This is a genomic window from Enterococcus gallinarum NBRC 100675 (assembly GCF_001544275.1).
GTDB lineage: Bacteria > Bacillota > Bacilli > Lactobacillales > Enterococcaceae > Enterococcus_D > Enterococcus_D gallinarum.
The window spans coordinates 57,859-80,711 of the sequence record NZ_BCQE01000013.1; the positions used below are offsets into that span (position 1 = coordinate 57,859).

The following is a 22,853-nucleotide window of genomic DNA, read 5'->3' on the forward strand; positions in this document are numbered from 1 at the left end:
ATGATGTATGGAGGCATAGAAGCAGGCGGAACAAAAATGAACTGTGCCGTAGCGGATCAAGAGGGGAAGATTATTGCTTCACAGCGAATCGCTACGAGAGAACCCGCAGAAACACTGGCCGGAATTTTCCGATTTTTTGATAGGTATGAGCTGGCCGCAATGGGGATCGGCAGCTTTGGCCCAATCGGATTGGATCCCAAGCAAGCCAACTATGGGCATGTTTTGGCAACACCTAAAGCGGGATGGAAAAATTTTGACTTTTTGGGGACGTTAAAACAACGCTATCCGATTCCAATGGTCTGGACAACAGATGTCAATGCAGCGGCCTATGGGGAATTAAAAAAAGGGGCTGCTCAAGACTGCGATACCTGTATTTATCTGACGGTGGGGACTGGGATCGGTGCCGGCGTAATCGTGAATAACCAGTTATTCCAAGGCAAATCTCATCCTGAAATGGGGCATATCCGGATTAAACGGCACCCAGAGGATTCATATGTCGGCACTTGCCCTTATCATCAGGATTGCTTTGAAGGGCTGGCTGCCGGTCCTTCCATCGAAGCACGAACGGGGCAAAAGGGAGAGACCCTTCCTAAAAATCATCCTGTATGGGAGCTGCAATCCTATTATATAGCGCAAGCATTGGTCAATTATACATTGTCCTTTGTACCGGATAAGATTATTTTAGGCGGTGGTGTCATGAATCAGACCCACTTGCTGTCAAAAATCAGAGAACAATTTTTGTTGGAACTAGGGGGCTACATTTCGATTCCAAGCGTAGAAGAGTACATTGTTCCATGGCAACTAGTGAATGAAAGTGGCATCAAAGGCTGCCTGCAATTAGCCATTGATTGGCAAAAAGAATCAATCAACTAAAATTTAAAGAACCAAACGACCGCGAGGGTTATTGCATCGAAGCATTAATAGCTTCTGGACAATACACACTGCGGTCGTTTGATTTCTTTGTTGTTTGAAATGAAGTTTCCGCCATTTTACTCAATGCGGGGCAGTTCCCCCATGGGAAAGGCCAGCGAGCAAATCAAACGCTTATTTCTTTAAAAGCACTAAAATTTCGTCGATCTTTTTTAGTTCTTCAGCAGAAAAAGTTAATTGGTCCAAAGCCCGGACATTTGCTTGTAGTTGACTCAAACGAGAAGCACCAATCAATACGCTAGCAACAGTCTCTTGACGCAACAGCCAAGCTAATGCCATTTCTGCCAAACTTTGTCCTCGCTCTTGAGCAATATCATTCAATTGTCTGACTACATTTAAGGTTGGAGCTACACGATCTTCTGTCAAAAAAGGACTATCTGAGCGATGCGCTCGAGAGTCTTCGGGAATACCATGCAGATAACGATCCGTCAATAATCCTTGTGCCAGAGGGCTAAAGACGATCGCACCTAATCCTTCCTCTTCTAAGACAGCTGTTAATCCATCTTCGATCCAACGATCAAACATATTGTAGCGAGGTTGATGGATGATAAAGGGGGTTCCTTGGTCCTTCAAAATCTTGGCGATTTCTTTTGTTTGTTCTGCAGAATAATTGGACACACCAACATAGAGGGCTTTTCCTTGCCGTACTAACAAGTCCAGTGCATGAGCCGTTTCTGCCAATGGTGTGTCTGGATCTGGGCGATGATGGTAAAAAATATCGACATAATCTAGGCCTAGACGTTGCAGGCTTTGATCACAGCTGGCAATCAAATTCTTCTTAGAACCCCATTCACCATAGGGACCAGGCCACATATAGTAACCAGCCTTTGATGAAATAATCAATTCATCCCGATAAGCCTGTAAGTCTTCTTTTAAAATGCGGCCGAAATTCTTTTCTGCCGATCCTGCAGGGGGACCATAGTTGTTGGCCAAATCAAAATGGGTAATGCCTAGATCAAAGGCTCCTAGGATCGTTTCTCGTTGTTTCGCAATTGGATCCGTATCACCGAAGTTGTGCCATAGACCAAGGGAAATTGCAGGAAGTTTTAAACCTGATTTGCCGACACGGTTATATGTCATGCGTTCATATCGTTGTATATTTGCAGTATACATGGTAATCCCTCACTTTTTGTATTCGCTATCATAAGTAAACCGAATAATCGGATCAGCGTCAAGCAAAATTAGCAAAAGAGTGGTGACCAAATCATTTTTTGTGCAACCATGGATTCGTAAAAAGCCGATTTCCTACATTTCTGTAGCAAATCGGCTTTTTTTGTCAGTAATCATTGGTTATGCGTTGTAGATTGGTTGTCCTTTGAAGAAACTGCAGCTGACGTGTCCTTTGCGGGCGACAAATTCAGCCGTTGAAGAAACAGGGGTCAAAAGAACATCAGCAGAATCGCCAACTTTTGGCCATTGTTGATTTCCTTCTTGGTCTAATGGCACTTTGCCATCTGTTACCAAGCCTAATGCTTGGGTTAATGCTTCTTGGGATTGAACGCCAAAAATCTCTAAATAACGAGCGAGCTTTTCTTGTAAGGAGCCGTCACCGAGTGATGACCAAGAATCATAAATATTGTCACAACCAATGTGAACAGCAACCCCATAACTTTGTAATTCTTTAAGGGGAGGAATTGTTCCTTGACTGATTGGAATACTTGAAACGATGTGAATGTCCAGATCTGCTAAAGCTTGAAAAACTTCTGTGCGTTCAGCTCCTTCAAAATCATTTAAGCCAAAGGCATGGCTGATGAAGACGTTGCCTGCCATAGCATATTCTTTGGTCAGCCGAATGATTTCTTTGATCGTTGCACGACCGGCTTCTTTGCGATCATGCAGATGAATGTCTATGCCAACATTGCCTTTTTTTGCCAGCTCAAAGGTTGTTTTTAATGATTGCTGATAATCTTGATCCAATGTATAAGGATCGACACCACCGATGAAGGATGCTTTACCAGTAGCTAATGCTTCTTCGATTAATGCGACGGCATTTGATCGCAGCAGACCGTGTTGCGGGAACAAAACAAGTTCCGAACCAAATGGTTTGTCAGCAAGCAATTCAGTTAGTGCATCAAAATAGCGCAAGCCAGTCATTGGTTCAATATCAATATGAGAGCGAAAGGACACGACACCATGAGGCAATTCCAAATCGATCAATTGTTGTGCCCGTTCTTTAATCGAAAGAGGCAATGCATCCAATTGAGGAATCTCTGTTTCAAAACGTTCTACTAAGTTGGCTGCCGGTGTGACAGGACGCCATGGGGTTCCTAATTTGCTTTTATCCAAATGGCAGTGTTTTTCAATCAAGCCGGGTAATAATAACTGGCCATGGCCATCGATAACAGTTGTTCCTGGTGTGTCTTTCCATTCCTCCATGGGAAGGATCTCGGTAATTTTTTCTTCACTGATCCCAATTGCCACCCGTTTGGTTTGGCTGCCAGAGGTCCAGCCATTTTCTTTGATGTAGCCTGTTTCAATTCGAATATTTGTTAGCCATAAATCCAAGTAATCGCCTTCTTTCAAGTTTGTTTCATGGTACCATACTCTGTCAGAAGAACCAAAGTAGATGCCCATCCCCGCTGAAGTCGGATTCTTTGCAATGGGTGTTTAGTAGTGTAGGATAGAACTGAAAGAAAAAAGCGGAGGAGACGAACAGAGATGGACAAACGATTTTTATTGCAGGCACAAGAACTCTCTCATCAGAAACCGGAATATTTAGAAACGCTGTTTGCTGTGGGGAATGGTCAAATCGGTGTCCGAGCAGGGCATCCCCTTAAAGTGAATGCGAACTATCCTGGGAATCCTGGGGCTTTTGTCAATGGTTTTTTTGACAGTGAACCAATCCAATATGGCGAATGGGCTTATGGCTATGCCAAAGAACACCAGACCATCTGCAAGTTACCCAACCTGCGGGGGCTTTCTTTAAGTATCGGACAAGAGCAGTCGACGGACAGCGTTTGGCAGACGGAACAAATCCAGCTGACATTAAATATGGCAGAAGGCATCCTTCATGAGTTTTACCATGTAGAAACCCCATTAGGAAAAGCTTTTGATCTTGAGATGCAATCTTTTGCCTCCATGACGCGCAGTGAATTTTATGTTTGTCGTTACACAATCAAAAATGCAAATTTCACAGAGCCGATCACTGTTTCCCATCCATTGGACCAGCGCTTCACAGTCAATCAAACAGATGATCCTCGTGTTGCGAATAAAGAGCATCAGCTTCTGAAAGAAGAGCATGGCGACTATGCCATTTGGACAGCCCCTCATAGTCAAAAAAAACTGGCGATTCGGGTGATAGGCGGCGATGGGCAAATCCAATCTGGAGAATCCCTGACGACGGTTTTTCAACTGCGATTACAAGAAGCAGAGGGCGCACCCTTTTATCAAGACGCGGTTGATTTTGAAACGTTCGTTGCCGAACAGCGGGAAAGCTATCAGCAGTTTTGGGCAGCGAGTGATATCGAGATCACGGGTGATCAAGAACTACAAATGGGGATCCGCTTCAATCTGTTTCACTTGAATCAGGGGGCAGGACGAGATGGCAGAACCAATTTTGCTGCCAAGGGGTTGACAGGTGAAGGCTATGAAGGTCATTATTTCTGGGATACTGAAATGTATTTGTTGCCTTTTTTTACTTACACCAATCCAGACATTGCAAAAGCATTGCTTACCTATCGAGCAACTATTTTACCGCAAGCGCAAAAACGGGCACAAGAGCTGAGCCAAGACGGTGCACTGTTTGCATGGCGCACCATTGATGGTCAAGAAACGAGTGCCTATTATCCTGCCGGAACCGCACAACTGCATATCAATGCCGATATCGTTTATGCATTTCAACTCTATGAACGGGTCACAGGAGATGTCCGCTTTATTGAAGAAGTCGGCAGTGAAGTCGTTTTTGAAACGGCAAAATTTTGGTTGAGTTATGGTGATTTCATCGAAAAAGACGGCAAACTTTCTTTTTGTATCAATGGTGTCACCGGACCGGATGAATACAGTGCATTGGTCAACAATAACTTTTATACCAACAAAATGGCCCAAAACAATTTGTATTATGCCATTGAACTGGCGAAACGATACGAAAAGAATATGGAACTGATCGATCAATGGCAGCAAGCCGCAGACCTCATGTACTTCGGTTATGATGCGTCTCGTGGACTTACCAAGCAAGATGATGAGTTTCTTGAACAATCTGTCTGGCCTTTTGAAGAGACACCAGCTGCTAACTATCCCTTATTGTTGCATTATCATCCGATGATAATTTACAAACATCAAGTCTGCAAACAAGCGGATACTGTATTAGCGCAAATGCTTTTTATGGGTGATTTTACCCTAGAACAACTAAAACAAGATTATCAGTATTATGAAAAAGTCACCACCCATGATTCTTCGCTGTCTCGTTCGATTTTCAGTGTGATGGCTAGTCGTATCGGAGAAACAGCAAAAGCGTATCGCTATTTCATGGATACCGCACTGATGGATCTGACGGATCTGCAAAAAAACGTCGTTGATGGCATCCATGCGGCAAATATGGGGGGCAGCTGGCTAAGTTTGATTTATGGTTTTGCTGGTCTTTATTATGATGAAGGAATCCGATTGTCCAATCACCTCCCGACAGAAATAGACGAACTTGCCTTTAAGCTTTCTTATCAAGGGGAAGAATTGCGAATTATCTTAAGGGAAGGATCAGTAGAGTGTCAGCTGGCTCCTGAATCTGGATTATTCATTGAACAAACTGCCAAAGGCATCTGGGTGAGAAAGATAGCAAAGAAGATCTGAAAGAAGGTCTGTAAATAGAGCATGACAACATTCCATAATGAGCAGATGCCAGCAACCGCTCCGAGGTTGTAAGCCGTGAGCAACTGTTTGCTGGATCATTCGCAAGAATCAATTGGTAAAAAAACCAATTGATTCTTTTTTTGTTCGTAAAAGGCCCCATTTTATTCAAACTCTATGCCCCATCAATACGAACTGTCTAAAAGCTATCTTCAGGTGACATGCAATGAATCTTCTAATCAAGGAGTCGTGATTGATAAACTGGAAGGGAAGGGCAACAAACTTAGTTGATTTCCTAGGATATTCCTCGTGGGTGCAAGATATGCACCCCATTTTTGTAAACGGATACGCTATACTATGGATACAATCAAACTTGGCCAAGGGAGATTAAAAAAATGGATAATAATCGATTGAATTTTATTTATAAGCTGAATCATATTGTGAACGAAAATGAAGTAGGAACAGTGGAATTTGAGTTGGCAAAATTTTTCTTGGATAACTTTAAGAGTGTGGCACGATGGAACATTTATCAAATTGCTGAAGAAAAGCATGTCTCGCGAGCTTCAATTAGAAGGTTTGCCAAACAATTAGGGTACGAAAATTTTTTGGAAATGAAAAGAAACGCGGAAACATTTGATGATGGCATCAGTGAATTTCAGAAATTTTATGGGTATGAGGATTTCTTGTCGAAGCTTCAAAGCAACATTGTTTCTTTAATGGAAGAACTTAGCTTACGCTTTAATACACAAGAAGTCGATCGCTTGGTTCGACTGATCAATAGCAATCAGGAGGTAATGATTTTATGCTCCAGCAATATCGCAGGGAGCGTCAAAACTTTTCAGCAACGGATGGTTATTTTTGGCAAACGAATCACATTACTAACCTCAAAAGATGATCTAACTGTCGCATTAACTGCTTATAAAAAGCCACTGATCATTGTTTTTTCACTTTCGGGTCTATTTGTTTCTTCCATGCTAGATGTATTTAAAGAGATTCCAGCAACAGCAATCTTGTTTACCAACAACCGCAACCCAATTTACAATCGTTACTTTGACAAATTGTATCATTTAAGTTCACAAACACATGAGAAAGAAATCAATGAGTTGCTTTACTATACCTATGGCATTGATTTTGTCCTTGATTTATTATTCAATGGTTATTTACTTAAATATAAGAGAGAAGGCTAAGGTCATGCATTTTAAGGATCAACCAACATTTCCAGATAATTTTTTGTGGGGAGCATCAAGCGCTGCTTGGCAAGTAGAAGGCGCAGTGGCAGAGGATGGTCGTTCTACAGCGATCATTGACTTGAATAGTAAGAAAAAAAAGCCCTATACCGATAATTCGATTGCAGCTGATCATTATCACAAATACAAAGAAGACGTTCAATTGATGGCTGACGCAGGATTTACCTCTTATCGTTTCTCTATTGCTTGGCCTAGAATTTATCCAGATAATTCTGGTGTTCAGAATCAATTAGGCATTGATTTTTATAATCAGTTGATTGATGAACTCGTTGCTCATGGGATTACACCAATCGTTACCTTGTATCACTATGACATGCCGGTGTGGGTAGATGAAGAGTTTAATGGTTGGTATGATCGTGGGATCATCGATGCCTTCGATCAGTATGTCAGAACTTGCTTCAATGCCTTTGGAGACCGAGTAAAGTACTGGCTAGCAATCAATGAACAAAATATGCAGATCGTCTATGGTGATTGGTTAGGTGTCTGCAAGTATCCAGAGACGTGGTTCGAAGACAAATGGAGAGTCAACCATATTATGAATCTCTGTCATGCTAAAGCAGTGATTGCTTGTCATGAGTTAGTTGAGGATGGGAAAATTGGGCCCGTTCCTGGGATGGTTCCGTTTTATCCCGAATCTGCTAAACCAGAAGATCAGATTGCAGCAATGAATGCAGAAGAATTAACCGAAAAAATTTGGAATGATTTCAATGCCAATCGTGAATACAATGGATTCATCAAACGATACTGGAAAGAACACGACATTGATCCAGATATTCGCCCTGGAGACATGGAATTAGTTGCCCAAGCAAAAATTGACTTTTTTGGTATCAATTGTTATCGCAGCAATGTTGCAAAAGAATCACCAGTCGACTCGCAACGTCAGGAGATTGGGTTGAATAAGTCTGGGAAGAAAGGTGAATTCGTTTATCCAAATTATCCGGGAATTTTTGCTCAAACAGTGAATCGGTTTGTTGAGACCACAGACTGGGATTGGGAAATTGATCCCGTTGCCATGCGTTACTTATTACGGTATATGGAAGATCATTATCATTTGCCGATGGTCATCACGGAAAATGGCTACGGTGCCCATGAAACGTTAGGAGAAGACGGCAAAGTTCATGATCAAGAACGAATTGCTTTCTTGAATGATCAAATCTATCAAGTTGGATTAGCCATTGAAGATGGCGCAAAAGTATTTGGCTACAATCCATGGTCCTTTACCGATTTATTGAGTACAGGAAATGGGATGGCAAAACGCTACGGACTTGTCTATATCAATACAACCGATGAAGCCTTGCTAGACCTACGAAGAATTCCTAAAGACTCCTATTATTGGTACAAAGAAGTGATTCATTCAAATGGGCAGTCCCTGAAACGTCCAGAGTGAGAAGGAAACGGGGGACAACTATAGATTTGTAACATAAAACAGTAGACACTATACTATCCGAACGATAGTCACTGAACGGTGCGAGTATTCGTATTTTTATGACACTGATCTTGCGGTTCCTAGGAGCAAAATCAGTATCGTTCGGATAGGCAGTTTGCTAAGAAACAGATGATCCGGTTTTAATTATCAAATGAAATGAAAGCGATTTATAAAATGAAATGAGGATGAATCGGCTATGACAAATTATAGTGAACTAGTTGAGTATATCATCGATCACATCGGCGGAATCGAAAACGTACAAACAGCGAACCATTGTGCTACTCGATTACGACTCCAATTGAATGACCCATCCGTCTTCGATGATGATCAGCTGAAGAAAAATAAACTGATCTTAGGTACAGTAAAAAGAGATCACGATGTTCAATTGATCATTGGACCAGATGTCCCTAAAGTATATACAATGTTTATGGAGAAATTAGAGCATAAAAGTGAAAACACATCCACTGATCGAAAAAAAAGAAGGATAAAAGATTATGGGGCATTAGTCGTTGACTTTATCAGTGGCACCTTTGTTCCAGTATTGCCTATTCTTGTAGCAGCTGGGTTGGTATCCTCTGTTTTAACTATTGGTGTGACCTTTTTCGGATTGTCTGCTGAAAGTGGAACTTATACGATTTTAAATGCTGTTAATGATGCAGGCTTTTATTTTCTACCCATTTATATCGGATTTAGTGCTGCGCGTAAATTAGGTATCAATGGAATGATGGGGATGTTCTTAGGCGCAATTCTTGTTCATTCACTGATCAATGGTGTAGAAGGACTTACTTTCTTAGGTCTCTCAGTGCCGACAATGAGTTATAATACCACAACGATCCCAGTGATATTCGGGGTATTATTTATGGCAGTGATTGATCGAATCGCAGATAAATTGATTCCCCAGTCTATCAAATACTTTGTTAAACCATTGCTTGTCATTTTGATCACAGTACCGGTAACCTTGATTCTATTAGGTCCTATCGGAAATGAAGTGGGAGGATATATCGCTAATGGCTTGAGCTTTTTGTATGATAAATTAGGCTGGTTTTCCGTAGGCTTGTTGGGGGCAGCTACCCCGTTGCTTGTGATGACGGGAACAAACCAAGCATTGTTTCCACTTGTTTTTGCAATGCTAGGAGATTATGGCTATGACTCATTTGTCATGCCAGCAATGCTAGCAGCGAATGTGGCTGTTGGCGCGTCAGCGTTGGCCATTGCTTATAGTGAAAAGAATACCGAGAAGAGGGCCTTGGCACTTTCTTCTGGATTAACAGGTGTGATGGGAATCACTGAACCTGCTATCTTCGGCGTCTTAATCAATTACCGCAGTGCCTTTATCGGGGCAATCACGGGTGGAGCAGTTGGCGGTATTTTAGCAGGATTTGTTCAACTGAAGCAGTACGCAGTCGTGTCACCAGGATTAATTGCCATTCCGACATTCATCCCAACAGATGGCTCTGGCTTTAACTCAAACTTCTGGTTTTCGATCATTGTTATTCTGCTTGCGATTTGTGTCTCATTTACACTAACTATTTTCTTAGAAAAAAAGCGTATCAAAGAGAACAACATCAATCAGGCTAAAGCAGCCATAAAAATCAATAGCCCAATAAAAGGAACCGTTGTTACTTTGGAATCAGTGAATGATCCCATGTTTGCGGAGAAAATGATGGGCGATGGCATTGCGATTATTCCTGATGATGATGTAGTTTCTGCTCCATTCGATGGCTACATCATTATGACTACACCGACAAAACATGCTATCGGATTAAGAGGAGAGAATGGCGTGGAACTTTTGATCCATATTGGTATCGATACAGTACGTTTGGAGGGGGATGGATTTACACTTCATGTGGAAGAAAATCAATACGTGAAAGCTGGTGAACCGCTGATCTCTTTTGACAGACAACGAATCAAAGAAGCGGGATATGATGTAACGATTCCAGTCATTGTCACAAATACTCCTGAACATGATAGTTTTGCTAAAACCATTCAAGAGCAAGTAAAAATGGGGGACTACTTATTTTCTATCAATTAATTGAGGGCTGTTTTTTCTATTCACTAAGTACAAGTAAGTTCCGTGTAGATTAGGCACTCTGATAATCAGTAATTCTTCTGTCAGAATCAATTGGTAAAAAAACCAATTGATTCTTTTTTGAGAACTTCAATTTAGAGTGAATAAAAAAGAGATCTGACGCTTCCAGATCTCTTTTTTATGGTTGGGCGTTGCTTAATTTGGACAAAATGTTATAAATGCAGAATTCGCCGATTTGGTGACTATATAGGTTTCTTGCGTAGTTATTTAGTGAAAGCCGAAAATATTTTTTTGAAATTTCATAGGAGAAGTGCCAACCATTGATTTAAAGACGTGATGAAAGGTTTTGACGCTAGAAAAGCCTGAGCGGGCAGCTACTTCTGCCATGGGAACCAGCTCTGTTCCTAAAATATACTTTGCCCGATGGATGCGGTATTCCGCCAGATAACTGGTAAAAGACATCCCAATATTTTTTTTGAAGAAGCGCGAGAAATAACTAGGACTAAACCCCACATGATCAGCAACATCCTGAATCGTGATCGCATTTAAATAATTGGACTCAATATAGTCGAGGATGGTGTCGATCTGGAACAATGTCTCGCGATTTTTTAATGTACTATCTAAAGCGGCTTTTTCTGTTTTTTTGTTCTTCAATGGCAGTTGGTACAAGAGATTCGCTAATTTATACAAACTGCTCAAAATACTGTATTGATACCCTTCACGCTGTTTCTGGTTTTCATGATAAATAGAAAGCAAGATAGTCTGAATCTCTTTTTGGATCGGGGTAGGCCAATCTTTACTGTAATTGACGACGGTCTCAAATACTTTGGCCAATGGACGATCATTTGGCGAGATATTGTCATGCCCTTGAAACAGTTTGATATCAAATTGATAAACGATTCGTTCACTATTTGGCGAAGACAAGAAGAAGTGCGGTTCACCACTAGAAAAAAAATAGATCTCGTCTTCATGCATTTGAATGATCTCGTCATCCACCCCTAATCTGACAGTTCCTTCCAAACAATAAATAAATTCAATTTCTTTGTGCCAGTGAGGATAAGTGATCGACCACCCTTCATTTGTAAAGGTTTTGAAAGGGAACAGCGGATTGATTTCAGGAATTTCCAAGTATAAGCTCATGTATTCTACTCCTTTGTTCTATAGATAGTGATGCGGTGTTGCTCTCTTCATTTTACTGTGTGATGTGCCTGATAGAATAAATGTAATCGATTTCTAATTTAGAAAATAGAGACAAACAAAAATCGGGAATAAGGAACACATAACTCGGGAAGAAATATGTATTTTCGTTTTGTATAGTATAAATTGTAAAGAGAAACAGACAGCATTATTTTGGCAACATGAAGCAATCATTTTGTAAAAAATAATCCGTCTGATTTTCTTTTTGAACTATTGTATGCGCATACAAATGGAATATAAAAAGGCAGGAGCAAAGAAGATGAAAAAAATTGGTCTACTCATTTCCACATTGGTTATAGGCGGAAGTTTTTTATTATCGGGATGTGGGAGCAATGATGATGCTGGTGATCAAGCGAGTAAAGTTACCCTCAATTTTTCTTTTTGGGGCGATACATTGGAGAAAGATTCGATCGATAAATTGATCAAAAACTTTAATGAATCACAAGACGAGATCCAAGTAAAAGCGCAGCAGATTCCTTATGACAATTATATGGAGAAGCTAAACACACAGGCTAGTACCAAAACACTTCCAGATGTCGGCTATATGGTTGAAACAAGCACGGCAGAATGGGGGAAGAGCGGCAATTTAAGGGATCTGACAGAGCTGTATGAATCAGGAGGACCATTTGAGAACAAAATCGCAGAGACACGCTCGGAGTACAACGGGAAAGTCTTTGGATCGCCTGCAGGGCCAGGTATGCTTACACTGTTCTACAGTACGAAATATTTTGAAGAAAATGGGGTTGAAGTTCCACCTCATGATGTCAATCAAGCGTGGGATTGGGACAAATTTGTATCCATTCTGAAAGAACTGACAGTCGACCGAAATGGCAATCATCCAGGCGATGCTGGTTTTGACGAAAAAAATATCAAAACCTATGGGATCTCCAATTTTACTGGTCTAGGCTATGAATCTTTCTTAATCAGCAATGGCGGTGGGGTGCTTAGTCAGGACGGCAAACAGATCCTGATTGGAACAGATGCTTCGATTGAAGCGTTAGAGAAAATTCAGGATTTGATGTACAAAGATTATGTGATGCCGAAACCCTCACAGGCAAGTACGATTCCTTCAACTGATACCGCAATGCTGACAGATAGGGTAGCGATGACGATCACAGGATCTTGGGACTTACGTTCTCTGGGGGACGCTATCGAACAAAAAGGGTTAGCGTTAGGTATGGGTGTTTTACCAAAAATGGGAAAAGTCGTTCAAATGAATTTTGGTCCGCCAATCGTGGTTTTTGATAATGAAAACACACAAGAACATTGGGAAGAAACCAAAACATTTTTAGAGTATCTTTTAGATCCTGAGAACAGCTTAGATGTCATCGATTCAGGACTCTGGCTGCCTAACCAAGACAATTGGTTTTCCGAAGAAAAGTATCTCCAAAAATGGGCCGTAAGCGATCGTTCACCAGAATATAAAAAAGAAGCACTGGTTGAAGCAAAAGAACACGCGTTGACAAAAAACAAGGCCTTCTACAGCGAAGATGCTGCTTCGATCGAGCAAATCGTGAACCCCGCGTTAGAACAGGTCTGGACTGGCAAGAAAGCTCCAAGAGAAGTAGTTGAGGAAGACATTTTGCCAAAACTAGAGAAACAGTTCGGGGACAAATACGAGTATGTGAAGTAGGTGGACGAAGGAATGATCACACTTAAAACAGATGAACAATCTAAAAAGAAACGATATGATTTACACAAAGAAGAGAATCGTGCAGGGTATGCTTTTGCAGCTCCTGCGATTCTCGGATTATTGATTTTTACTATCATCCCCATGATCGTTAGTCTGATTCTTAGTTTTACGGATTATAATGTCATCGGTGCATTCAAATTTACCGGCATCGATAACTACCGTACGATTTTTATGGATGACCTGTTTTTCAAAAAATCGGTGGTTGTGACATTCACATTTGCTTTTGGCAGTACGCTAAGTAGTTTGATCGCTGCACTAGTGATCGCATTACTGATGAATGTCAAAGTCAAAGGGCAGGCATTTTTTCGAACATTGTTCTACTTGCCGGTGGTAGTTCCAGCGGTGGCTTCAAACATTTTATGGATGTGGTTATTCAACCCGGATTTTGGCTTGCTGAATTCTGTTTTGCAATTTTTCCATTTGCCGCCGTCTAACTGGATTTTTGATGAACAAACAGCGATCCCATCTTTGATTTTAATGGCCGTATGGGGATGTGGTGGTACCGCTCTGGTTTTCTTAGCTGGGCTGCAGGATGTTCCCCAAGACCTGATGGAGGCTGTGGAAGTAGATGGCGGCAATTGGCGCCATAAATTTTTGTATGTGACATTGCCAGCCATCTCGCCCATCATTTTCTTTAACTTGGTGATGGGGTTGATTGGGTCTTTCCAGACGTTCTCGCAAGCATACATTATGACTGGAGGCGGCCCCAATAATGCGACCTTGTTTTACGCATTGTTGATCTACCGCAAAGCATTCCAAGAAAATCAGTTTGGTTATGCATCCGCATTGGCATGGATCCTATTTGTGATTATTGGTTTGTTTACTATGCTGGTTTTTGGTACGGCAAAAAATTGGGTGTATTATGGAGGACAAGAAAAATGACCATGAGAAAAGCAAAATACATGATGTATATTCCATTAGTGGTGATTGGACTGGTCTCATTGGTTCCATTTTTATGGCTAGTACGCAGCTCGTTTATGGATTCCTATGAAATATTTGAGTTCCCCCTAAGTGGCTGCCTGATCAATTATTGTTTTCTAACTACGCAGATGTCTTTCAAGTTTTGGATCTAAAGACCTATCTCGTTAACACGTTTTTGATTATTATTCCCTGTATTATCGGGAATGTCTTTACTTCTTGCTTATGCGGTTACGCATTTGGCCGCTTGAATTTTAAATACAAGAATATGTGGTTTGCGATGGTCATTGCGACAATGATGCTTCCAGGTGCAGTGACGTTGATTCCCACATTTATGATGTGGAATAAATTAGGATTTGTAAATTCCTTTGTACCTTTGATCGCCCCAGCCTTTTTTGGCGGTGGTGGTTTCAATGTCTTTTTGATGCGACAATTTTTTGCTGGTATCCCAAAAGAATTAGATGAAGCGGCGATCCTGGATGGTGCAACCCACTGGCAGATTTTTTATAAGATCATGCTTCCGTTAGTTAAACCTGCCATGATGGTTGTAGGATTTTTTACGTTTATGAATACTTGGAATGATTTTTTTGGCCCCTTGATTTACTTGAATGATCCTAGCAAACAAACATTAGCTCTCGGATTATTGCAACTAAAAGGGCAATTTTCTTCTCAATGGAATATCATGATGGCGGCTTCTACATTAATGACGATTCCTGCGTTAGTTTTATTTTTCTTCGGTCAAAAGTATTTCATTCAAGGAATCAGTCTTACTTCTGGAAGCAAAGGCTAGTTTGCCTGCTAGATAAAAAAATAGTTTGAAAAGGAAAGGACGACTATGAACAGACCAGAATATCCGCGCCCGCAATTTGAACGAAGGGAATGGCTGAATTTAAACGGCAAGTGGCAATTTGATTTTACCGACAACCTAGAGGAACAACAGCCACAAGCATTGACACAAATGATCGAAGTTCCTTATGTCTTTCAGTCCAAGCAAAGTGGAATTGAGATTAAAAGCTTTCATGACGGTGTTTGGTATCAGCGAGAGCTGGTGGTGCCAGATACTTGGCAAGACAAACGTTTATTGTTACATTTTGGCGCTGTCGATTACCATTGCTGGGTCTACATCAACCATCAGTTAGTAGGGGAACATATTGGCGGACACACCTCATTTTCTTTTGATGTGACTCACTATTTGACCTTTGACAAAGATCTGCTCACACTGAAGGTCTTTGATCCATCAACAGATGAAGAAATACCAAGAGGCAAGCAATATTGGCAGGAACATTCTGCTGCTATCTGGTATACCCGAACAACGGGTATCTGGCAGACAGTCTGGTTGGAGGCAGTTGACAGAAATGGCTATTTAGAAAAGGTCTTTTATACCAGTGAGTTTGATCGGGGATCCGTAGAGATCGCCTATCATTATGCTGGTGATTTGACAGATAAAGAATTGTGTACCAGAATTTATTACGGCGCAGAGCTGATCGTTTCTGATCGCCAGCAGTTGACAGAGCACCAGTTCACACGCTCTTACAGTCTGTTTAATCAAAAGATCGACCGCAGTGACTTTCACGGTCGCGGATGGACTTGGACTCCAGAGACCCCGAATCTCTTTGATGTTGTCTTTGATGTTTGGTCACAAGGAAAGTGTATCGATACCGTTAAAAGCTATTTTGGCATGCGAAAAATTCATATTCAAGATGGCATGGTCCACTTAAATAACCGTCCGTATTACCAGAAATTAGTGTTGGATCAGGGCTACTGGCCCACAAGTCTCATGACAGCTCCTACAGATGAAGATTACAAGAAAGATATCGAATTAGCCAAAGCAATGGGCTTCAACGGCTGTCGCAAACATCAAAAAGTAGAGGACCCCCGTTTTTTGTTTTGGGCAGATCAGTTAGGATTCATTGTTTGGGGAGAATGTGCCTCACCAAGTGTTTATACACGAGCTAGCGGGGGGAAAGTGATGGCTGAATGGCAAGAGATCATCGACCGTGACTACAATCATCCTTGTATCACAACTTGGGTACCGATCAATGAAAGCTGGGGGGTACCGAACATTAGTGTCGATCGTCAGCAACAGCATTTTTCGCAGGCGATTTATCACTTGATCCATTCTTTAGATCCTACTCGATTGGTTATCTCAAATGATGGCTGGGAGATGACAGAAAGTGATATTTGTGGGATTCACAGCTATGTTCATGGAACGAAAGAAGAACTGGAGAAATACGAGCATTTTGTGGCGAGTTTGCGAACAAAAGATACGATTTTAGCTTCTGAACCCAATCGCAGAAAAATTTATTGTCCAGGATTTCAACATCAAAATGTTCCTATCTTATTAACAGAATTTGGCGGGATCGGCTATGATACCGGGGCTCAAGGCTGGGGATATACCAATGCAGCTAATGAAGCAGAGTTTATTCAGGACTATCAGCGGGTGATTGATGCTGTCTATCAGTCAGAAATTCTTCACGGCTTTTGTTATACGCAGTTGACGGATGTTGAACAAGAAAAAAACGGTTTGTTAACAGCTGATCGACAACCAAAATGTTCGCTTGATACAATCAAACAAATCAATGTCCGTTGGCATCCGATGATTGTTAATAAAATACAATTATCTGATTAAAAGAGCAAATTTTTGCTCTTTTTTTGTTATTAAATCCACTGCTCAAAGGAGATAAGTTGGTAGTGTTATGCATAATCTGTATAAAAATAAAATTCAGAAAATTCAGAAAAAGTGTTGAAAAGAAAAAAACGGAGTGATATAGTCAATTTTAAGTTAGAGGGGGGAATGAATATGAAAATTGAACGTGTGGAAATTGCTGCAAATAAAATAATGTTGCGCAAGCCATTTAAAATTGCATTAGGCGTTATTACTGAGGTCAGCAATTTGACCATTAAAGTGATCACTGACACAGGGAACTTTGGGATCGGTGAGGCAACACCTGAACCCTTAGTGACAGGGGAAACACTTGAAGGCTGTGAAGCTGCTCTAAAGTTATTGGCTGATGCATTAACTGGAGAAGATCCACGGCAATTAAGCCGGATCCATAGCATCATGAACCAGTGCATGAAAGGCAATGGGTCTGCCAAAGCAGCTCTCGATATGGCTTGTTATGATCTATTGGGAAAAAGTACAGGACTTCCTTTGTATCAGCTTTTAGGCGGTCAGGATAACCAAGTAGAGACAGATATGACGATTTCCATCGATACTCCAGAAGTGATGGCAGAGAATGCTCAATTGTTTGTGGAACAAGGATTTACTGCACTGAAGATCAAAGTGGGATTGGATGAGAAAGACGATATTGAACGAGTAAAACAAATTCGGGCAGCTGTCGGTCCAGCCATCGAACTGAGAATTGATGCCAACCAAGGTTGGCGGGCAAAGCAGGCAATAAAAATGATTGAACAGTTGCAGAAATATGATATCGCTTTTTTTGAGCAACCAACACCTGCTAGTGACATTGATGGATTAGCCTTTATCAGAACTCAGGTTACCCAACAGATCATGGCAGATGAAGCGGCATTTGTACCTCAAGATGCGTTATCATTGATCAAAAAAGATGCAGTAGATGCTGTCAATATCAAATTGATGAAATGTGGCGGCATCTATCCAGCGTTACAGATCAATAGTATTTGCGAAGCTGCGAATATCCCTTGTATGGTAGGTTGTATGGCAGGGGAGACCAATATTAGCATCGCAGCGGCAGCTCACTTTGTTGCTGCACAAAAAAATGTTCGTTTCGCTGACCTTGATGCGACGTTTGATTTAGCAGTTCTTGCGTATGAAGGGGTTGTTGGTACAGAAAAAACACCGGTGATTCAACTTAATGAAACGGCTGGATTAGGGGTTAAACAAAAAGAGGAGGTGGCGCTGTGAGTATGGATCCTAATGATCTATCCAATCTAGTGGTTCCTTTACCAGAAGACATTCAACGAGCCAAAGATTTTGGTGATTTTTCTTTAACACGTAGACTCATTCATCAGAAGCTGAACAATGCCCGTATCAGTGAAGTCTTAAAAGATCGTTTGCAAACGGAATTAAAGGTTTTGACTGTTTTTGAAGCAAAGCAATATCCCTATGAAGAAACCAAAGCTCTGGAGATGATGCAACAGTCCTTTGTCGATTTTCAGCAAGAAGAACTGGATCGTTTAGTGGAAGCAGGAGAGGTTGAGTGGATCTACTGGAATGGCAAAAAAGTTTTCCATGAACGCTTTATTGCTAATCTCGTTAAGACGCGCTCAGACTATTATACGCGCTATTTATTTGAGGAAGAAAACGGAATTGACAGTGCCCGACAAATAGAACTGGATGAGAATGTAGAAAAAATGAAACAACTCGGACAAAGGACTGCTCGAATCGTTTTGAAACAATCACTTAGACCACTAACGCTTAATAAAGAAGACGGTCCTTTCTTGACGCATATTCCTTTGCCTCGAGACACTGGAAAGGTAGCAAATGCCAAGATTCTTCAGACAAAAGGAGAGGTCAAGCAGATTGATCCCTTCACTGCACCACAGCGAACGATCGCATTTGAAACCAACGAGCCTTCTTCAATTGAAGCGACTGTGGAACACAGCTATGAGTTGACGGCTATTTATACGGATTTATTCCAGTTGTTGGATGAGCAAACCATGATTCGTGAGTTGACTGAGTCGGAAAAAACCGCATTTGCATCAGCGCTCAATGAATTCGCTCCCCATATTCAATTTACGCCTTTTCTACAGCAATTATTGCAGGAAATTTTGCCGGAAGCAAAAAATCCCTTGGAACGTGCGTATGCGATTTATCATTTTGTGACCACCAAAGTGACCTATTCGTTTATGCGAGAATATTATGCGATTCCGAATATCAGTGAGTACTGCGCAGTCAATCAGAAAGGAGACTGCGGGGTTCAAGCACTTTTATTTATCACTTTGTGTCGTATGGCGAATATCCCAGCTGAATGGGAGTCGGGTTTATATGTTTCAGAATTTTTTGTGGGCCCTCATGACTGGGCGCGCTTCTATCTACCAGAGTACGGTTGGCTTTATGTAGATGTTTCGTTTGGGGGCAGCGCATTTCGAGGGGGAAATGAAGAGCGCTGGCGTTATTATTTTGGAAACCTAGATATTTTTCGCTTACCTGCTAATAACTGTATTCAAGGGAGATTTACCGTAGCGAAGCAATTCTTACGAGCAGACCCCATCGACAATCAGCGAGGAGAATTTGAGTCTGCCAAGAAAGGCTATCGATATGATGAGTTGGATTGGCAAGCTGAATTGATCGAGATGACGATTTTAGAAAAAGCGCTTCGATAAGCGGTTGGGACGCATGTAAAAGGAGGACGTAAATGAGGAATAAAGGGAAAAAAAGAATGCTGTTTTTGTTGGTTGTTGCTAGCGTCATCGGTTTTTCAGGTTGTAGTTATCAGAAAGAATCTAAAGCTACTGCCCAAGCGAGCAGTGTGGTCAATTTGATGGAACAAAGCGAAATTGGATCGATGGATACGCTCTCTACACAAGATACGGCAAGTATCAATGCCCAAGTCAATGTCTTTGATGGATTGTATCAAATCGATGACACCAATAAAGTCGCACCGGCTATTGCCAAAGATTTCCCCAACATATCCGACGATGGTCTGACTTACACGATCACGTTGAGAGAAGATGCTACTTGGAGTAATGGGGAGCCAGTGACGGCTAAAGATTTTATTTATGCTTGGAAACGACTAGCCACGCCAGCCAATCAAGCAAACTATATGTTTTTATTGGACGGTACATTTAAAAATGGCACCGAAATCATCAATGGGGAAAAAGACCCTTCGGAACTAGGTGCGAAAGCTACGGATGAGTACACGATCGAGATTCAATTGGAACAACCAGTTCCTTATTTGACTTCGATATTGGCCTTCACTCCATTTTTTCCACAAAATGAAGCTTTTGTCACCGAAAAAGGGGATGCTTATGGCACATCAAGTGAAAATATTTTAACTAATGGCCCCTTTTTGATGAAAAATTGGGATCAAGCTTCCTCTACGTGGGATCTGGAAAAAAATGAAGATTACTACAATCGTGATGCCATCAAACTGGAGAATATCCATTATGAAGTGATCAAAGAGGCTGTTACAGGGTATAATCTTTTCAACGAAGGACAGTTGGATATGGCGGATATTTATGGGGAATACGTGAAGCAAAATGCCGCTAACGAAGAACTACAGACGGTGCTGACCTCTTATATCCACTATTTCAAGATGAATCAGAAAAGAGATGGTAAAGATACGATCTTTGCCAATGAAAATGTACGAAAAGCCGTTTATTATGCGATTGATAAAGAAGCTTTAGTCAAAGATGTCTTATCGGATGGATCAGAAGCAATCAATGGGTTTATTCCGAATAACTTTGTCTTCAATCCGGAAACTGGCAAAGATTTTCGAGAAGATGCGCCTCTCGAAGGACCGGATAAAGCCACTGCACTCGCTTACTGGCAAAAAGCCACTGCTGATATTGGGGATAAGATCTCCATCGAGATGTTAACCAAAGACACTGATGCAGATAAAAAAGTGGCTGAATTCATCCAGGATCAGTTACAGACAGTCTTACCGGGCTTGACCGTTGAAATCAAGTCAGTCCCATTGAATAATTCGATTGAATTGACACGAAAAAGCGATTACGAGTTAGCTATCGGAACATGGGGACCAGATTATCAAGACCCGATGACGTACCTTTACAATCTCGTTTCACCGAATAACACGAATTATGAAAATAAAGACTATGACCAGTTGATTGCTGATAGCAATACGACCTATGCCAATGATTTAGCGACACGTTGGGATACGATGATCAAAGCAGAAAAACTATTAGTAGAAGAAACCGCCGGGATCGTCCCAATCTACCAAAGAGCTCGTAGTATTATGGTCAATCCTTCTCTGAAAGGTGTGTACTATCCAACTTTCGGACCGTCAACGATCATCAAGTATGCTTATATGGAAGAATAAGCTGGTAGCAATGACGGCTTTTATCCTTTAAAAAGAAGCTGGGACAGAAGTGTTAAATTCCAAGAAATAAGGAGAAATACATAGAAATTGCTTTTTAAGTTTTGGGGTATTTCGACTTATTTCCGAAGGAGTTGCTTCTGCTCCCGCCGTCTAGACGTATTTAGGGACTGTGACATAAGTCATCATCCAACAAGTGAAATCGAATCATATGCTATTGCTACAGATTCGTCGGACTTTTGCGACGAGGAGTCCCTGCACCGCAGAAGCAATACTAGGGACTGTGACATAAGTCATCATCCAACAAGCTAAACCGAATCATATGTTATTGCTACAGATTCCTCGGACTTTTGCGACGAGGAGCCACTGCACCGCAGGAGCAATACTAGGGACTGTGACATAAGTCATCATCCAACAAGCTAAACCGAATCATATGCTATTGCTACAGATTCCTCGGACTTTTGCGACGAGGAGCCTCTGCACCGCAGAAGCAATACTAGTTAATGTTCGGATATTTTTACTTGTAGGAGACTTATGGCACAGTCCCTTTTTTAGGCGGCTGCTTCACTGGCTTCTTTGTACTCTTCAAAAAGGATCATAATTTGTGTGCGTTTTTTAATATCAAGTTTGATAAAAATATTATGAACATGGGTTTTGACCGTTCCTAAGGAAAGAAAGAGCTGATCGGCGATTTCCTGATTGGTTCGATGTGACAACAGCAATACAAAGATTTCTGTTTCTCGTTGGGTAAACTGGTGAAGCCGGCAAAAGTTTTGAACCAAGAGAGAGGCGTCATGCTCTTGCGGCTTTTCTTCCTGTGGTTGGCGTTCTTTGATAAAGAAGTGCAGCAATAAGATACAGACAACAATCGAAAAAATATCCTCTGAGATGCTGCGATTATAAATCTTTGTTGCCAAGGAGCTATATTGATCGACATTGAAAATCACGAAACTATCTTCAATAATAATCAAAATACTAAAGAAGAGATTGATGATCATCAACTGCTTTAAATAGTGTTTGTTCAGTAAAGGGAGCTTCTTTTTGGTCCCTTGCCAACAATAAATTCCTAGATAAAACAGGAAGAGTTGATTGCCAAGGTAATAGAGCCAGACTTTAAATGCTGAATTATCCATCAGTGGGGTGGTAATCATCCAAACAGCCAAAGCAATCAGTAAAGCATAATGGAGAGGGAAGAGTTTTTCTTTTTGTAGTTCGGCAAGAATAGAAATGGAAAAAAAGGCGTTTCCCATAAAAATAATGGTTTTAACTGCTGGTGCACTCATAAATGCTTGATCATAACTTTGGGCAAAGGAATTGAGGAACTCCGTCATATAAATAATCGTGTTATCAAAAATGAAGAATGCCAAATACAAACTGATCCAGAGAAATAAGTGTTTTTTTTCTTTTAAATAAGCATAAATAGCAAAAGTCATCGTGATTGAATATAGAATGATCAATAGAATATTGTAAACAAAAATAGCTATCATATTGAATCCCCTTTCATTTTTTCTCACACCAGATTTATCATCCTAATTATAACATCAATTGTTTTCTCTTTACTTTTAATTCCGCTAAACTTCCCTCTAAACTTTTGTAAACCCTTGGAAAATAACTGGTTTATATCTAAAAATAAACCAGCCGCTATCACGTATAAATT

At 41.0% G+C, this 22,853-nt stretch carries 17 protein-coding genes; 13 read left to right on the forward strand and 4 right to left on the reverse strand.

Annotated elements, in window-relative coordinates; all coding sequences use genetic code 11:
* The first annotated feature begins 3 nt into the window (after positions 1 to 3).
* Complete coding sequence (locus EG2_RS08930; RefSeq protein ID WP_060814464.1) at positions 4 to 873, forward strand: ROK family protein; 870 nt, start codon at positions 4 to 6, stop codon at positions 871 to 873.
* Between the two features lie 171 nt (positions 874 to 1,044).
* On the opposite strand, the gene mgrA is transcribed toward EG2_RS08930, so the two are convergent.
* Positions 1,045 to 2,043 (reverse strand): L-glyceraldehyde 3-phosphate reductase, encoded by a 999-nt coding sequence (mgrA, locus tag EG2_RS08935; RefSeq protein WP_060814416.1) that lies wholly within the window; start codon positions 2,041 to 2,043, stop codon positions 1,045 to 1,047.
* A 177-nt stretch (positions 2,044 to 2,220) separates the two neighbouring features.
* Positions 2,221 to 3,435, reverse strand: a complete 1,215-nt coding sequence (locus EG2_RS08940; protein WP_060814465.1) for an amidohydrolase family protein — start codon at positions 3,433 to 3,435, stop codon at positions 2,221 to 2,223.
* A 153-nt stretch (positions 3,436 to 3,588) separates the two neighbouring features.
* On the opposite strand from EG2_RS08940, the gene EG2_RS08945 reads away from it, so the two are divergent.
* The 4 genes from EG2_RS08945 (at position 3,589) to EG2_RS08960 (ending at position 10,414) form a co-directional block, all read left to right on the forward strand.
* Positions 3,589 to 5,712: a glycoside hydrolase family 65 protein gene (locus tag EG2_RS08945; protein ID WP_060814417.1), complete on the forward strand. Its 2,124-nt coding sequence runs from the start codon at positions 3,589 to 3,591 to the stop codon at positions 5,710 to 5,712.
* 392 nt (positions 5,713 to 6,104) lie between these two features.
* Positions 6,105 to 6,896, forward strand: coding sequence for a MurR/RpiR family transcriptional regulator (locus tag EG2_RS08950; RefSeq protein ID WP_060814418.1), 792 nt, complete (start codon positions 6,105 to 6,107; stop codon positions 6,894 to 6,896).
* A 4-nt stretch (positions 6,897 to 6,900) separates the two neighbouring features.
* On the forward strand, positions 6,901 to 8,343 hold the full coding sequence (locus tag EG2_RS08955) for a glycoside hydrolase family 1 protein (RefSeq protein ID WP_060814419.1): 1,443 nt from the start codon (positions 6,901 to 6,903) through the stop codon (positions 8,341 to 8,343).
* 235 nt (positions 8,344 to 8,578) lie between these two features.
* The gene (locus EG2_RS08960) at positions 8,579 to 10,414 is read left to right on the forward strand and encodes a beta-glucoside-specific PTS transporter subunit IIABC (RefSeq protein WP_060814420.1); all 1,836 of its coding nucleotides are present in this window, start codon (positions 8,579 to 8,581) and stop codon (positions 10,412 to 10,414) included.
* Positions 10,415 to 10,678: 264 nt separating this feature from the next.
* Here the strand turns inward: EG2_RS08960 and EG2_RS08965 are convergent, their stop codons facing one another.
* Positions 10,679 to 11,551, reverse strand: a complete 873-nt coding sequence (locus EG2_RS08965; protein ID WP_060814421.1) for an AraC family transcriptional regulator — start codon at positions 11,549 to 11,551, stop codon at positions 10,679 to 10,681.
* 316 nt (positions 11,552 to 11,867) lie between these two features.
* Between EG2_RS08965 and EG2_RS08970 the strand changes: the two genes are divergently transcribed.
* From EG2_RS08970 to EG2_RS09000, 8 genes are all read left to right on the forward strand, one after another.
* Complete coding sequence (locus EG2_RS08970) at positions 11,868 to 13,241, forward strand: ABC transporter substrate-binding protein (protein ID WP_060814422.1); 1,374 nt, start codon at positions 11,868 to 11,870, stop codon at positions 13,239 to 13,241.
* Positions 13,242 to 13,253: 12 nt separating this feature from the next.
* Complete coding sequence (locus EG2_RS08975) at positions 13,254 to 14,183, forward strand: carbohydrate ABC transporter permease (protein ID WP_060814423.1); 930 nt, start codon at positions 13,254 to 13,256, stop codon at positions 14,181 to 14,183.
* Positions 14,180 to 14,374 (forward strand): hypothetical protein, encoded by a 195-nt coding sequence (locus EG2_RS19575; protein WP_249024281.1) that lies wholly within the window; start codon positions 14,180 to 14,182, stop codon positions 14,372 to 14,374. Before EG2_RS08975 ends, EG2_RS19575 begins: the two co-directional genes overlap by 4 nt.
* Entirely contained in the window at positions 14,365 to 15,009 is a 645-nt protein-coding gene (locus EG2_RS08980; RefSeq protein ID WP_255210075.1) for a carbohydrate ABC transporter permease, read from the forward strand. The genes EG2_RS19575 and EG2_RS08980 overlap by 10 nt, the downstream gene beginning before the upstream one ends.
* A gap of 45 nt (positions 15,010 to 15,054) precedes the next feature.
* Positions 15,055 to 16,848: a glycoside hydrolase family 2 protein gene (locus EG2_RS08985; protein ID WP_060814424.1), complete on the forward strand. Its 1,794-nt coding sequence runs from the start codon at positions 15,055 to 15,057 to the stop codon at positions 16,846 to 16,848.
* A gap of 171 nt (positions 16,849 to 17,019) precedes the next feature.
* Positions 17,020 to 18,102 (forward strand): dipeptide epimerase, encoded by a 1,083-nt coding sequence (locus EG2_RS08990; protein WP_060814425.1) that lies wholly within the window; start codon positions 17,020 to 17,022, stop codon positions 18,100 to 18,102.
* 2 nt (positions 18,103 to 18,104) lie between these two features.
* Positions 18,105 to 19,523, forward strand: a complete 1,419-nt coding sequence (locus EG2_RS08995; RefSeq protein WP_060814426.1) for a transglutaminase-like domain-containing protein — start codon at positions 18,105 to 18,107, stop codon at positions 19,521 to 19,523.
* A gap of 32 nt (positions 19,524 to 19,555) precedes the next feature.
* Positions 19,556 to 21,199: a peptide ABC transporter substrate-binding protein gene (locus tag EG2_RS09000; RefSeq protein WP_060814427.1), complete on the forward strand. Its 1,644-nt coding sequence runs from the start codon at positions 19,556 to 19,558 to the stop codon at positions 21,197 to 21,199.
* Positions 21,200 to 21,747: 548 nt separating this feature from the next.
* Here the strand turns inward: EG2_RS09000 and EG2_RS09005 are convergent.
* Positions 21,748 to 22,683 carry a response regulator transcription factor gene (locus EG2_RS09005; RefSeq protein ID WP_060814428.1) on the reverse strand — a complete coding sequence of 312 codons (936 nt, stop codon included), beginning with the start codon at positions 22,681 to 22,683 and terminating at the stop codon, positions 21,748 to 21,750.
* Positions 22,684 to 22,853 lie beyond the last annotated feature (170 nt).